Genomic DNA, 14,999 nt, shown 5'->3' with positions numbered 1-14,999 from the left:
GTTCAAGACCGAGCGGGGAACCGGCCCGGCGTTCTTCGTCACCATGATCATCGCCGAGATGGTGCTGGGCATCCTCGCCTCGATCATCGTCATGTGGTTCTCGCGCCGGCGCGAGTTCATCGCCGACTCGGGCGGCGCGGCACTGGCCGGAAAGGGGGCCATGATCGCCGCGCTGGAGCGCCTCAAGGCCCAGCACGAGCCCGCGCCGTTGCCGGAGAAGATGGCCGCCTTCGGCATTTCCGGCAGGGTGAGTTCTGGCTTGAAGCGCCTGTTCATGACCCATCCGCCGCTGGAAGAGCGCATCGCGATGCTCAGGCACCTTAACGAATACATGCCACCCCAGCGACCCATGCGGTAGCTCTACCCTTACCAACCCTGAAACCTGTACTGCCTTGCGGCTGTTTTCAGCCGTAGGGGAGGTGTTGCCTTTAACCTGAGTAAATTTGAACATGACATCACACGTTATTCGACGGATTCTATCGCCAGCCCGCTACTGGTTGCTGGTGCTTGCCGTGATTGCCGCACCCACGGCCAATGCGGCGCCGCTCACCCTGAACGAAGCCTTGCGCCTCGCCGCGGAGTACAGCCCGGCGCTGGCCGCGGCAAAAGCCCAGGAACGCGGCGCGCAGGCGGCCCTGAACACGGCGCTGGCCTATCCCAATCCCGAGATAGAGCTTACCTCGGGTGTCTCGCGTCCGCGCCAGATTGGCGGTACGAGCGGGCGCAACGAATTGCTGGGATTGTCCCAGCAATTCGAACTGCCTTCCCTGCGCGCCGCACGGCGGCAGGGCGCGGAAGCCGGTATCGTCTCCGGCGCGGCGGCACTGGGGGATGCGCAACTCAACCAGCACAGTGTAGTGAAGCAGGCTTTCTTCGACGTGCTGCGCCGCCAGGAGGAGGCTCTCCTTGCCGCGGAAAACCACGCCCTGCTCCTGCAAATCCGCAATCGGGTGAAAATCAAGGTGGAAGTCGGCGAGTCCCCGCGCTACGAGCTGGTGAAGTCGGAAGCCGAGGCGCTGGCCGCGGAAAGCGCCGCCAGAAGTGCCGAGCTGCGCGTGACCCAGGCCCGTGACTGGCTGCGGGCACTGATAGGCGTACCGCTGGCGGAAAACTTCGAGGTGGCTCCGGAGGCGCCGCTGGCGGCCGACCTGCCGGAGCTGGATGAGCTGCGCCGGGATTTGCTGGCGCGTCAGCCACTGCTCAAGGTGGCCGAGGCCGAGACGCGCCGCGCCCAGGCGCGAGTGGAGCAGGAACGCGCCTCTCGCCTGCCCCAGCCCACCATCAAGTTAAGCACCGAGCGCGATCCGGACATGAACCAGTGGCGCGTCGGTGTGGTTCTGCCGCTGCCGCTGTGGAACCGCCGCGAGGGTCCGATCGGCGAGGCCGTTGCCGCTATGCACCGGGCTGAGGCGGAAGCGCGGCAGATCCATCTTGGCTTGCTGGCGGAGCTGGATCAGGCTTACAGCCGCTACCAGATTGCCAAACGCCAGGTGCAGACATTCGAATCCGGCCTGATGAAGGAAGCGGAAAACGCCATGAAGGTGGCTGAGGCGGCCTACCGCTTCGGCGAGCGCGGCATTCTCGATTACCTCGACGCCCAGCGCGTGCTGCGCACGACCCGTGTGGACTTCCTCAACGCCCGCTATGAACTGCAGGCCGCGTTGATCGAGATCGAGCGGCTGCGTGCCACCCCCATTACAGGAGAATCATTATGAAGCGCCCGTTGTCCCCCATCCTTATTGCCATGTTGTTAGCCGCTGCGTTGAGCGGATGCAAGGGCAAGGAAACACCTCCTGCCGCAGCAACGCCCATCGACCCTACACTGGTGACGGTGCAGGCTGACTTTCTCCAGCGCCTGAAAATCGCCCCAGCCGGCGAGGGCGAGGCAATCGAGACACTGCGTGTGCCGGCTCGTATCGAAGTCGACGAGCAGCGGGTGGCGCGCATCGGTGCCGCCGTGACCGGGCGCGTTACCCAGATTCATGCCACCCTCGGCCAGCGGGTGAAGCGCGGAGAGCTGCTCGCCACGCTTCATAGCACCGAGCTGTCCGCCGCCCAACTGGCCTACCTCAAGGCGCTGTCCCAGGCGGAATTGCAGCGCCGCGCCGTGGATCGCGCCAAGCTGCTGTTCGCTTCCGATGTAATCGGCTCTGCCGAGCTGCAGAAGCGTGAAAGCGAGCTAGTCCAGGCCCAAGCCGAAATGCAGGCGTCACACGGCCAGCTCAGCGTGCTGGGCATGACCGAGAGCGCGATCCAGAAGCTCGCCTCCAGCCGCACCGTGCATTCCCTGTCCTCGATCACTGCAACGCTGGATGGAGTGGTCATTGAGCGCAAAGTGACACCCGGCCAGGTGGTGCAGCCGGCGGATGCACTCTTTACCGTGGCCGACCTGTCGCATGTCTGGCTGGTGGCCGAGGTGCCCGAACAGCAGGCTGCTCTGGTGAAGAAGGGCGAAGCAGCGCAGGCCGAGATTCCGGCATTGAACGGAAAACGTATCGAAGGCCGGCTGATTTTCGTCGCCGATACCGTCAATCCGGATAGACGCACGGTAACGGTGCGCATGGACGTAGAAAATCCCGAGCGCACGCTCAAGCCGGAAATGCTCGCCTCCATGCTGATCCGGGGTACCCCGCAGCGCCGCCTGCTGGTTCCGGCCGCTGCCGTGGTGCGCGAGGACAACAAGGATCATGTCTTCGTCCAGCTGGATGATAAACGCTTCCAGTTGCGTCCCGTTACATTGGGCCAGGAAAGCAACGGATACGTCCCTGTGCAGGCGGGGCTGAAAGGCGGCGAACGCGTCGTCACCGAGGGCGCGTTCCACCTCAACAACGAGCGCAAGCGCAAGGAACTGGAAGGCTAACCGCAGTTTTATTCAATTCAAAAGCTTTACCGCAGAGGCGCAAAGGCGCAGAGAAAACCAAAGTATGAAACCGGTTGAATATACCTATGGAAGCCGGATGAGTTTCGACACTCTCAGGGCTTTCCTTTGCGCCTTTGCGCCTTTGCGGTTAATCGCTTTTCAGATAGAAACGGAAACAACATGCTGGAATCCCTAATACGCGCGGCGCTCAAGCAGCGCCTGGTGCTGGCCGTGGTGGCGGTATGCCTGGTGGCGTTCGGGCTGGACGCGACGCGCAAGCTGTCGGTGGACGCATTCCCGGATGTCACCAACGTCCAGGTGCAGATCGCCACCGAGGCCCGCGGTCGCTCGCCCGAGGAAGTCGAACGCTTTGTCACCGTGCCGCTGGAAATGGCCATGACCGGCCTGCCGGGGCTGGAGGAAATGCGCTCGCTGAACAAGCCGGGCCTGTCGCTGATCACCCTGGTGTTCACCGACGCCACCGATGTCTATTTTGCGCGCCAGCTGGTGATGGAGCGCCTGATCGAGGTGGCCGGGCGCATGCCGCAGGGGGTGGCGCCGACGCTGGGGCCGCTCTCCACCGGGCTGGGCGAGGTGTACCAGTACACCCTGGAGCGGCCCGACGATGGCGAGCGGGCGCTCAGCCAGGAAGAACTCACCAAGCGCCGCATCGCCCAGGACTGGGTGGTGCGCCCGCTGCTGCGCGGCATCCCCGGCGTGGCGGAGATCAATTCCCAGGGCGGCTACGTCAAGCAGTACCAGGCGCTGGTCAACCCCGACCGCATGCGCCACTACAAGGTCACGCTGCAGGACGTCTACCAGGCGCTGGCCCGCAACAACGCCAACTCCGGCGGCGGCGTGCTGCCCCACTATGCCGAGCAGTACCTGATCCGCGGCATCGGCCTGGTCAAGGATCTCGACGACATCCGCAGCATCGTGCTCAAGGAGCAGGACGGGGTGCCGGTGCTGGTGCGCGACGTGGCCGAAGTCACCATCGGCCACGAGGTGCGCTACGGCGCGCTGCTGAAGAACGGCGTCACCGAATCGGTGGGCGGCATCGTCATGATGATCCGTGCCGGCAACGCCAAGGAGGTGGTGTCGCGCATCAAGGAACGGGTTGCGGAGATCAACGACAAGGGCATGCTCCCCGACGGCCTCAAGATCGCCCCCTATTATGACCGCAGCGAGCTGGTTGATGCCGCGCTCGACACCGTGGTGAAGGTGCTGATCGAGGGCGTGGTGCTGGTGATCATTGTGCTGTTCCTGTTCCTCGGCGACGTGCGTTCGTCCCTGGTGGTGGTCGCGTCCCTGATATTGACGCCGCTTATCACCTTCATGGTGATGAACCATTACGGCCTGTCCGCCAACCTGATGTCCCTGGGCGGCCTGGCCATCGCCACCGGCCTGATCGTGGACGGCTCGGTGGTGGTGGTGGAGAACACCTTCCAGCGTCTGGCCGAGAACAAGGATAAGGGGCTAAGCCGGGTACGGGTGGTGCTGGATGCCGCGACGGAAGTGGGCACGCCGGTTATCTTCGGCGTTTCCATCATCATCCTGGTGTTCCTGCCGCTGATGACCCTGCAAGGCATGGAGGGCAAGATGTTCGCCCCGCTCGCCTTCACCATCGCCATCGCGCTGTTCGTCTCGCTGGTCCTGGCGCTCACTCTCACTCCGGTGCTGTGCTCCTACCTGCTGGTGGGCAAGGACGAGCACGACACCCACCTGGTGGCCATGGCCAAGAAGCCCTACCTGCGTTTGCTCGACTGGACGCTGGCCAACGGCAAGAAGACCATCCTGGCCGCAGCCGGGGTGTTCGTCGGCGCCATCCTGCTGCTGCCATTCCTCGGCACGGCCTTCATTCCCGAGATGAAGGAAGGCTCGATCGTGCCCGGCATCAACCGCGTGCCCAACATCTCGCTGGAGGAATCCATCAAGCTGGAAATGGAAGCGATGCGCCTGGTGATGCAGGTGCCGGGGGTGAAGTCCGCCGTCTCCGGCGTCGGGCGCGGCGAAAGCCCTGCCGATTCGCAGGGGCAGAACGAGTCCACCCCCATTGTCAGCCTCAAGCCGCGCAGCGAGTGGCCCAAGGGCTGGACCCAGGACGACATCGCCGCCGGCATCAGGGAGAAACTGATGACCCTGCCGGGGGTGCAGATTGTCATGGCGCAGCCGATTTCCGACCGGGTGGACGAGATGGTCACGGGGGTGCGCTCCGATGTGGCGATCAAGCTGTTCGGCGACGACATGGACCTCCTCAAGCAGAAGGCCGACGCCATCGCCAAGGTAGCCGCTGCCGTCAAGGGGGCGCAGGATATGAAGGTGGAGCGGGTGACCGGCCAGCAGTATCTGTCCATCGAGATCGACCGCCAGGCCATCGCCCGCCACGGCCTCAACGTGTCGGACATCCACGACGTGATCGAGGCATCCATCGGCGGCCGGACAGCCACCGAGATCTACGAGGGCGAGCGCCGCTTCGGCGCGGTGGTGCGCCTGCCGGAGAAATTCCGCGGCGACGTGGAGACGATCCGCGGCCTGCTCGTCAGCTCTCCCAACGGCGCCCTGGTGGCGCTGGAAAATCTGGCCAATATCCGCGTCGTGGACGGACCGGCCCAGATCAGCCGTGAAAAGGCCAAGCGCCGCATCGTGGTGGGGGTGAACGTGAAGGACCGCGACCTCGGCAGTTTCGTCGCCGAGTTGCAGCAGTCAGTGGACAGCAAGATCAAGCTGCCGGAGGGTTATTACCTGGAGTGGGGCGGCCAGTTCCAGAACATGGAACGGGCGATGGGCCATTTGACCATCATCGTGCCGGTGACCATCGCGGCGATTTTCTTCCTGCTGTTCCTGCTCTTCGGCTCCCTGCGCTACGCCGCCCTCATCATCCTGGTGCTGCCCTTCGCCTCGATCGGCGGCGTGGTGGCCCTGTTCCTCACCGGCGAATACCTGTCGGTGCCGGCCTCGGTGGGCTTCATCGCCCTGTGGGGGATTGCGGTGCTGAACGGCGTGGTGCTGGTATCCTATATCCGCAGTCTGCGCGACGAGGGCATGAGCCAGGCCGCCGCCGTGGTGCAGGGCTGCAAGCAGCGCTTCCGCCCGGTGCTGATGACCGCAACGGTGGCGATGCTGGGTCTGATCCCCATGCTCTTCGCCAGCGGGCCGGGGTCGGAGGTGCAGCGTCCGCTCGCCATCGTGGTGATCGGCGGACTGATTACGTCCACCTTGCTCACCCTGGTGGTGCTGCCCACCCTGTATAAATGGTTTGAAGAAAAACCTGTCGAGGCCTGAAACAAGGAGATATGCATGAAAGAGATCAAAGCCATCGTGCGGCCGACCCGGCTGCATAAAATCCGCGACGCCTTCCGTCACCTGTCCGGCTTTCCCGGCATGAGCATATCCCATGTCGAAGGATGCAGCGCCCACGTGGGGGCGGAACAGCACGACACGTTGAAGGAGGAACTCACCGACTTCACGAAAAAGGTACGCATCGAAATCGTTGCGCCCGACGAGATGGTGCCCGACATCCTGCGTATCATTCACCACAACGCCCATACCGGTCAGACGGGGGACGGCGTGCTATGGGTGACGGAGGTGGGCGAGTTCCTCCGTCTGTGCCAGGCTGAGGGCTGAGCGCGGGTTGGGGTATCTGGAATCCAGTGTTGCCGGCTGAACCTGTTTTCGCCATCCATTGATAGTCTATGATAATCAACGGCATTGGTTTAAACAATTGGAGGTGTTTGCTATTGCTCCATACACTAAGCATCGTAGCATCGTAGCTTGTTTAACAACCCAAGGAGATAAGTCATGAGCACGAAAAAACTTACCACCGCCGGCGGCGCGCCCGTACCCGACAACCAGAATGTGATGACCGCCGGCCCCCGTGGCCCCATGCTGCTCCAGGATGTCTGGCTGCTGGAAAAGCTTGCCCACTTCGATCGCGAGGTGATCCCCGAGCGACGTATGCACGCCAAGGGTTCGGCAGCCTATGGCAGTTTCACGGTAACGCACGACATCACCCAATACACCCGCGCCAAAATATTCTCCCAGGTCGGCAAGAAAACAGACCTCTTTGTGCGTTTTTCCACCGTGGCCGGAGAACGTGGCGCGGCTGACGCCGAGCGTGACATCCGCGGCTTTGCGGTCAAGTTCTACACTGAAGAGGGCAACTGGGATCTGGTGGGCAACAATACGCCGGTCTTCTTTCTGCGCGACCCACTCAAATTCCCGGATCTCAACCACGCGGTAAAGCGGGATCCTCGCACCAACATGCGCAGCGCCAAGAACAACTGGGACTTCTGGACCCTGCTGCCGGAAGCGCTGCATCAGGTGACCATCGTGATGAGCGATCGCGGCATTCCCGCTTCATATCGCCACATGCACGGCTTCGGCAGCCATACCTTCAGTTTTATTAGCGCCAGTAACGAGCGCTATTGGGTCAAGTTTCACTTCGTCACCCAGCAGGGCATCAAGAACCTGACCGACGAGGAATCCGCGCAGATTATCGCCAACGACCGCGAGAGCAGCCAACGCGACCTGTACGAAGCGATCGAGAACAAGGACTATCCGCGCTGGACCATGCACGTTCAAATCATGCCGGAAAAGGATGCCGCCAAGGTGCCGTATCACCCCTTCGATCTCACCAAAATCTGGCCAAAGAAGGATTATCCGCTGATCGAGGTGGGCGTTCTGGAACTGAACCGCAACCCGGAAAATTACCATGCCGAGGTGGAACAGGCCGCTTTCAACCCCGCCAATGTCGTGCCCGGCATCAGCTTCTCACCAGACAAGATGTTGCAGGCGCGGCTGTTCTCCTACGGCGATGCGCAACGCTACCGTCTTGGGGTAAACCATGGCCAGATACCGGTGAATGCGCCACGCTGCCCGTTCCATAGCTATCACCGTGATGGCGCTATGCGGGTTGACGGTAATCATGGCAGCACCATAGGCTACGAGCCGAACAGTTACGGCCAGTGGCAGGAGCAGCCCGATTTTTCCGAACCGCCGCTGTCCATGGAAGGCGCCGCCGATCACTGGAATCACCGCGAGGATGACGACTACTATTCCCAGCCGCGCGCCCTGTTCCGCCTGATGACGCCGGCGCAGCAACAGGTGCTGTTCGAGAACACCGCGCGCTCCGTTGGCGGCGCTCCGCGTGAAGTCCAGTTGCGCCATATCGAAAACTGCAGCAAGGCCGACCCGGTATACGGTGCCGGCGTAGCCAAGGCACTGGGCATCAGTAAGTAATTACTAAGCTCGGCGTCTTATACCGGTGGCAAGCAAGTTGCCACCGGTTTCTTTTGGCTCTCCAGAAAACCGCACCCATCTGATGGATTTCGCCGGCCCCAAGCTTCCACAAAAACCGCGAGGGGCTCCTTATCCAGCCTTTCTGCTCTTTTTGCGCGGCAGGGCGGGGAAGCCCGGAATCCCCTGCAAATAATGCTCGCCCAAGTATTTGCTCTCCTCGCGCAGGAAGTCGAGAAAGGCCAGCGCAACCACCGACGGCTGCTTGTCCTTGGGATAGGCCACGTACCAGTGGCGGCGGATCGGGAAGCCCTCGACATCGAGTAAGGCCAGCTCGTCGCTGCTGCGCTCCAGCGCGAGGGTGTGCGCCGACAGCACGGCGATGCCCAGCCCGCCGGCCACCGCCTGCTTGATCGCCTCGTTGCTGCCGAGTTCCATCCTGACCTTGAGTTTCAGCCCGCGCTCGCCGAAAAAACGCTCGGTGGCGAGGCGGGTGCCGGAGCCCGCCTCGCGCATCAGGAACGGCTCCTCCACCAGACGCGATAGCGGAATATTTTTCTCCGCCGTCAGGGGGTGGCTGCGCGCGGCCAGCACCACCAGCGGATTTTCCAGGAAGGGTTCGAGCTCGACCTCCATGTGTTCCGGCGGTTGCCCGAGCACGTACAGGTCGTCCTCGTTGTCGGCCATGCGCTGCAACACCCGCTCGCGGTTGGTCACCTTGAGCGACACGTCGATGCCGGGATAGCGCTGGCAGAACGGCCCGAGCAGGCGCGGCACGAAATACTTGGCGGTAGTGATCACCGCCAGGCGCAGCTTGCCCGCTTTCACCCCCTTCATGTCCGACACCAGCATCTCGAAGCGGGACAAGCCCTCGAAAATGTCGTGGCAGACCTTGAGCAGTTCGCACCCGGCATCGGTCAAATGAATGCGCTTGCCGATCTGTTCCAGCAAGGGCAACCCGACAATATCATTCAGCTGCTTGAGCTGGATGGAGACGGTCGGCTGGGTCAGGTGCAGTTCTTCGGCGGCGCGGGTGAAGCTGAGGTTGCGTGCGACCGATTCGAAAACCTTGAGCTGACGCAAAGAGGCATGTTTCATTGCCGTTTCCTTGAAGAAGTTAACATAGATAATTATCTATGATTAACCTTTAAAAATACAATTATTATTTATGATCTAACGTGTTTATAGTTACACCACGCTCTAACGAGCCACAAGCTTTCCATGCCGGAAAGCATACGTTTTAACCTGAAATCAAGGAGCTTGCAATGGCAGTCAAGACCTACAACGCCGGTGTAAAAGAATACCGGCAAACCTACTGGACGCCGGAATATACTCCACTGGATACCGACATCCTTGCCTGTTTCAAAATCACCCCGCAGCCTGGTGTGCCTCGTGAAGAAGTCGCCGCTGCTGTGGCTGCCGAATCTTCCACCGGTACCTGGACCACGGTGTGGACCGATCTGCTGACCGATCTGGATTACTACAAGGGCCGTGCATACGCTATTGAAGACGTGCCTGGCGATGATACCTGCTTCTACGCTTTCGTGGCTTACCCGATCGACCTGTTCGAAGAGGGTTCCATCGTCAACGTGCTGACCTCGCTGGTGGGCAACGTGTTCGGCTTCAAGGCCCTGCGCGCCCTGCGTCTGGAAGACGTGCGCTTCCCGATCGCTTACGTCAAGACCTGCGGTGGACCGCCCCAGGGTATTCAGGTCGAACGCGACAAGATGAACAAGTATGGCCGTCCGCTGCTGGGCTGCACCATCAAGCCCAAGCTGGGTCTGTCCGCCAAGAACTATGGTCGTGCCGTTTACGAATGCCTGCGCGGTGGCCTGGACTTCACCAAGGACGACGAGAACGTCAACAGCCAGCCCTTCATGCGTTGGCGCGATCGTTTCGAGTTCGTGCATGAAGCCACAATGAAAGCTCAGCGCGAAACCGGCGAGCGCAAGGGTCACTACCTGAACGTGACCGCTCCGACCCCGGAAGAGATGTACAAGCGTGCCGAGTTCGCCAAGGAAATCGGCGCACCGATCATCATGCACGACTTCCTCACCGGCGGCTTTACCGCCAACACCGGCCTGGCCAACTGGTGCCGTGACAACGGCATGTTGCTGCACATCCACCGCGCCATGCACGCAGTGATGGACCGCAACCCGCACCACGGCATTCACTTCCGCGTGCTGACCAAGTGTTTGCGTCTGTCCGGCGGCGACCACCTGCACTCCGGTACCGTGGTGGGCAAGCTGGAAGGCGACCGTGAAGCGACGCTGGGCTGGGTCGACATCATGCGCGACGAGTTCGTCAAGGAAGACCGTTCACGCGGCATCTTCTTCGATCAGGACTGGGGCTCCATGCCGGGCGTGATGCCGGTCGCCTCCGGCGGTATCCACGTGTGGCACATGCCCGCACTGGTGAGCATCTTCGGCGACGACTCGGTGCTGCAGTTCGGCGGCGGTACGCTGGGTCACCCCTGGGGTAACGCAGCTGGCGCAGCGGCCAACCGCGTGGCACTGGAAGCCAGCGTGGCAGCGCGTAACCAGGGTCGTGATATCGAGAAGGAAGGCAAGGATATCCTGACCAAGGCGGCAGCCAGCAGCCCGGAACTGAAGATCGCCATGGAAACATGGAAAGAGATCAAGTTCGAGTTCGATACCGTCGACAAGCTGGACGTGGCTCACAAGTAATGAATTGCGGTGAGGAGTGAGGGGTAATGGGGGAGGCGAAAAAGCTAACCCGCCTCACGCCTCCCGCCTCACCCCTAACGTGATACAAGGAGCAAATCATGAGTGAAGTAATGGATTACAAATCGCGCGTTAGCGATCCTGCCAGCCGCAAGTTCGAGACCTTCTCCTACCTGCCGGCCATGACCGCAGACGAGATCAAGACGCAGGTGGAATACCTGGTTTCCAAAGGCTGGAACCCCGCCATCGAGCATACTGAGCCGGAATACCTGATGGATTCCTACTGGTACATGTGGAAACTGCCGATGTTCGGCGAAACCGACGTGAACAAGGTGCTGGCTGAAGCGGAAGCCTGTCACAAGGCCAACCCCAACAACCACGTGCGTCTGATTGGTTACAACAACTTCAACCAGTCACAGGGCGCGGCCATGGTGATTTTCCGCGGCAAGACGGTTTAAGTAACGACGCGGTTGAGAAAGTAGTAATGGCCCCAGCGCCGTAAGGCGCGGGGGGTTTCACCCAGGCAGGGCACAATCTCATGAATACCCATGGGTGTTTATCGGTTTGTTTCCTCTCCCACCCTTAAGGAGCGTGACCATGAGCGACATCATCAAGCAGTACCGTATCGAGAAAGAACCCTACTACCGCCCCGTCTCGGACGAGGTGGAGCTGTACGAAGCCGCCTACAGCGTGCGCATGCCGATGATGCTGAAAGGCCCCACCGGCTGCGGCAAGTCCCGCTTCGTCGAATACATGGCCTGGAAGCTGGGCAAGCCGCTGATCACCGTGGCCTGCAACGAGGACATGACCGCCAGCGACCTGGTGGGCCGCTTCCTGCTCGACGCCAGCGGCACCCGCTGGCAGGACGGCCCCCTCGCCATTGCCGCCCGGGAAGGCGCCATCTGCTATCTGGACGAAGTGGTGGAGGCGCGCCAGGACACCACCGTGGTGATCCACCCTCTGACCGACCACCGTCGCACCCTGCCCCTGGAGAAGAAAGGCGAGCTGGTTCACGCCCATCCCGATTTCCAGCTGGTGATTTCCTACAACCCCGGCTACCAGAGCCTGATGAAGGATTTGAAGCAGTCCACCAAGCAGCGTTTCGGCGGTCTGGATTTCAACTATCCCGAGCACGCCATCGAAACCGAGATCGTCGCCCATGAAACCGGCGTCAATGCGGAGGTGGCCGGCAAACTGGTTTCCATCGCCGAACGCGCCCGCAACCTCAAGGGGCACGGGCTGGACGAGGGCATCTCGACGCGCATGCTGATTTACGCCGGCAGCCTCATCGCCACCGGCGTCGATCCGGTCAAGGCCTGCCGCGTGGCCCTGGTGCGCCCGATCACCGACGATCCCGACATGCGCGATGCACTCGATGCGGCAGTAACGACATTTTTCTAGTAATTAGGTAAATGGCGATGGGTAATGGGTCGAACCTCGCGGTTTTGACACATCACCCATTCCCCATCACCCATCACAGGGGTTTGCCATGGCTATCAATCTCGAAGACTATCAGGAACTGATCGACTCGCTTTCCCCGGAATTGCAGGAAAGCCTGCGTTCCGCGTGGGTGGAAGCGGCCAAGGTGTTCAGCGCGCGCGGCCTGGATAATTATCTCAAGGGCGCCGCCGCGCTGAAAAGCCTGGGCAAGGGCGATGGTCTGGTCGCCACCTGGATCGACCATGCGCCGCTGGTGGCCAAGGAAATCGGCGAGGATGCCGTGCCGGATCTGGTGCAGACCGCACTTGAGCTGGCCTCCAAAACCTCGGGGGCAGTGATCGAACTGGTCCTCAGCACTGCACCCACGGCCGCCAATCGCCTCGGCGACGAGACTCTGTTCCGCTCCTACCTGCAATTCCTCAATACCCTGCTGTCGCAAGCGCCGCGCGGCGTGCGCCCGATGCTGGAAAATCTGGAAATGCTGTTCAGCCAGCTGACCCTGGGCGGCTTGCGCCGCTGGGCGCTGTGGGGCGCCCATGCCCATCGCACCAACTATCCGGAGCAGGCCAGCTACTTCAGCCTGCAATCCAAGGAATCGTTGGCCATGCTCCAGAAGGAGCGCAAGGGCACGTTGTTCATCGACGTCCAGCGTCGCATCAACATGTATCTGCGCGCCTTGTGGGCGCGGGATTTCTTCATGAAGCCGACATCAGGCGACTTCGAAACGCGCGAAGGCTACCGGCCCTATGTGGAGGGCTATTTCATTCACCTGCCCGACGCCTACGACGATTTTATTCACCCCTCCCCCTCCGAGGGAGGGGGAGGGGGAGAGGGGAACAAGCTGCCGGGCCTGGAGATGTACCGTGCCGCTGCCGCCCATAGCGCCGCCCATATCGTCTATACCCGCGACCCGATCTCGGCCGAGGCGCTCAATCCCTTCCAGATGGCCGTGATCAGCGTGATCGAGGATGCCCGGGTGGAAACCCTGGCGGTGCGCAAGTTCCCCGGCCTCAAACACCTGTGGGCAGCTTTGCACACGATAGCATCAGACCAGGGCAAGTCGGCGGGGGATTATCTCAACCGCCTGGCGCGCGCGCTGCTGGATGACGGCTACCGGGACAACGACCCGTGGATCGCCCAGGGGCGGGTGCTGTTCAAGCAGGCTGCGGAACGCCTCGACACCAACCAGGTTTCCTGGGACATCGGCGTGCAGCTGGCGCATGAATTCATCAGCAAGCGCATTGCCTTCAATCCGCGCAGCGACCTGCTCACCGCACCGTACCGCGATGACAACCGCTATTTCTGGGAGTTCGAAGAATTCGATTTCGACAAGGCCATTGCGGCAGGGTACGAAGCCCCCAAACAGGTGCGCAAGCACGTCAGCCTGATGGAGTTCGCCAACGAAATCGACGTCGAGAACGCCGGCGACGATGCGGAAGAAATCTGGGTGCTGGGCACGGAGCTCTTCCCCTATGAAGACATGGGCAAATCCTTCAACGAACTGGAAGGCAAGGAGCCGATTTCCGAGCCCTTTCATTACTCGGAATGGGATTACCAGATCCAGCTCGAACGTCCGGCCTGGGCCACGGTGCTGGAAAAGCGCCCGAAAGCTGGCGATCTGCAACTCATCGACGATATCACCTCCCAGCACAAGCGCACCATCGGCCGCCTCAAATTCTTGCTCGACGCCCTGCAACCCCAAGGCGTGACGCGCATCCGCAAGCTGGAGGACGGCGACGAGGTGGACGTCAACGCCGCCATCCGCGCCATGATCGACATCCGCATGGGGCAACAGCCCGACCCGCGCATCATGATGCGTTCGGTGCGCAAGGTGCGCGACATTTCGGTGATGGTACTGCTGGACCTATCGGAATCCACCAACGAAATAGTCAGCGGGCAGGACTACAGCGTACTGGACTTGCAGCGCCAGGCCACCGTGCTACTGGCGGATGCGATCCACAAGATCGGCGACCCCTTCGCGATTCACGGTTTCTGCTCGGACGGGCGCCACAACGTCGAATATTTCCGTTTCAAGGACTTCGATCAGTCTTATAATGAGCTCCCGAAATCGCGCCTGGCAGGCATGAGCGGCCAGCTATCGACGCGCATGGGTGCGGCCATTCGCCATGCCGGGCATTATCTGAAATTGCAGAAATCGGCCAAGAAGCTGCTGCTGGTGATCACCGACGGCGAACCTGCGGACGTGGACGTGCGCGACCCGCAGTATCTGCGTTTCGATACCAAGAAAGCGGTGGAGGAGATGGCACGTTCCGGCGTGACCACTTTCTGCATGTCGCTCGACCCGAGAGCGGATCAATACGTCTCCCGGATTTTCGGGGCCAAGAACTACATGGTCGTGGACCATGTGGAACGCCTGCCGGAGAAATTGCCGGTACTTTATGCAGGGCTTACACGATGACAGTACAAACTTATGTCGGTATCGATCAGGATACTAACGCGGGCCTGACCCACCTCGGGCGCATGGTGCGCGATGCATGGGTATTCGACATTCTGCCCGAAACGGAAACCTGCGCGGGCTGGGATTCCGCGCGCATGCAGAACCTATACGAGCAGGTTTATGCTGCCTGGGAGCCCTACGCCCATCTGCCCAGCCGTCTGCCGGAAGAGCTGCGTGAGCGGCACGCCCGGTTTTATGCCCAGGCCATCACGACCGCCCGTGACGAGGGATGGGACCCGGAACTGGGCGAGGACGAATAAGGGAACGACAGCCTACCGCCCAAGGCGCCAAGGAAAGCAATAGGGCAAAGCACTCCTTATCC

12 protein-coding genes are annotated in these 14,999 nt (G+C 61.4%); 11 read left to right on the top strand and 1 reads right to left on the bottom strand.

The genetic code is table 11. The annotated features are described in order from the left end of the window. The 6 genes from VMV64_RS14765 to VMV64_RS14740 all read left to right on the top strand — a co-directional run. Positions 1–358: M48 family metalloprotease (locus VMV64_RS14765; RefSeq protein WP_325331690.1), on the top strand; the 358-nt coding region annotated here is incomplete at its 5' end. Between the two features lie 91 nt (positions 359–449). Further along, positions 450–1,715 (top strand): TolC family protein, encoded by a 1,266-nt coding sequence (locus tag VMV64_RS14760; RefSeq protein ID WP_325331688.1) that lies wholly within the window; start codon positions 450–452, stop codon positions 1,713–1,715. After that, the gene (locus VMV64_RS14755) at positions 1,712–2,860 is read left to right on the top strand and encodes an efflux RND transporter periplasmic adaptor subunit (RefSeq protein ID WP_325331686.1); all 1,149 of its coding nucleotides are present in this window, start codon (positions 1,712–1,714) and stop codon (positions 2,858–2,860) included. The genes VMV64_RS14760 and VMV64_RS14755 overlap by 4 nt, the downstream gene beginning before the upstream one ends. Before the next feature lie 180 nt (positions 2,861–3,040). Next, entirely contained in the window at positions 3,041–6,142 is a 3,102-nt protein-coding gene (locus VMV64_RS14750) for an efflux RND transporter permease subunit (RefSeq protein ID WP_325331684.1), read from the top strand. A 15-nt stretch (positions 6,143–6,157) separates the two neighbouring features. After that, complete coding sequence (locus VMV64_RS14745; RefSeq protein WP_325331682.1) at positions 6,158–6,484, top strand: P-II family nitrogen regulator; 327 nt, start codon at positions 6,158–6,160, stop codon at positions 6,482–6,484. Positions 6,485–6,658: 174 nt separating this feature from the next. Beyond that, positions 6,659–8,098: a catalase gene (locus tag VMV64_RS14740; RefSeq protein ID WP_325331680.1), complete on the top strand. Its 1,440-nt coding sequence runs from the start codon at positions 6,659–6,661 to the stop codon at positions 8,096–8,098. A gap of 129 nt (positions 8,099–8,227) precedes the next feature. Here VMV64_RS14740 and VMV64_RS14735 read toward each other — a convergent pair whose 3' ends face one another. Next, positions 8,228–9,193 (bottom strand): LysR family transcriptional regulator, encoded by a 966-nt coding sequence (locus VMV64_RS14735; protein WP_325331678.1) that lies wholly within the window; start codon positions 9,191–9,193, stop codon positions 8,228–8,230. Between the two features lie 167 nt (positions 9,194–9,360). On the opposite strand from VMV64_RS14735, the gene VMV64_RS14730 reads away from it, so the two are divergent. From VMV64_RS14730 to VMV64_RS14710, 5 genes are all read left to right on the top strand, one after another. After that, the gene (locus VMV64_RS14730; RefSeq protein ID WP_325331676.1) at positions 9,361–10,782 is read left to right on the top strand and encodes a form I ribulose bisphosphate carboxylase large subunit; all 1,422 of its coding nucleotides are present in this window, start codon (positions 9,361–9,363) and stop codon (positions 10,780–10,782) included. A gap of 98 nt (positions 10,783–10,880) precedes the next feature. After that, entirely contained in the window at positions 10,881–11,237 is a 357-nt protein-coding gene (locus tag VMV64_RS14725) for a ribulose bisphosphate carboxylase small subunit (protein ID WP_325331674.1), read from the top strand. 139 nt (positions 11,238–11,376) lie between these two features. Then, positions 11,377–12,180, top strand: a complete 804-nt coding sequence (locus VMV64_RS14720; protein ID WP_325331672.1) for a CbbQ/NirQ/NorQ/GpvN family protein — start codon at positions 11,377–11,379, stop codon at positions 12,178–12,180. Between the two features lie 88 nt (positions 12,181–12,268). After that, on the top strand, positions 12,269–14,638 hold the full coding sequence (locus VMV64_RS14715) for a nitric oxide reductase activation protein NorD (RefSeq protein ID WP_325331670.1): 2,370 nt from the start codon (positions 12,269–12,271) through the stop codon (positions 14,636–14,638). Next, the gene (locus VMV64_RS14710) at positions 14,635–14,937 is read left to right on the top strand and encodes a hypothetical protein (RefSeq protein WP_325331668.1); all 303 of its coding nucleotides are present in this window, start codon (positions 14,635–14,637) and stop codon (positions 14,935–14,937) included. The genes VMV64_RS14715 and VMV64_RS14710 overlap by 4 nt, the downstream gene beginning before the upstream one ends. Positions 14,938–14,999 lie beyond the last annotated feature (62 nt).

This window comes from Sulfuricella sp. (assembly GCF_035531155.1).
GTDB lineage: Bacteria > Pseudomonadota > Gammaproteobacteria > Burkholderiales > Sulfuricellaceae > Sulfuricella.
Note: the sequence above shows the minus strand (reverse complement) of the source record. Positions and strands in the feature narration are given on the sequence as shown.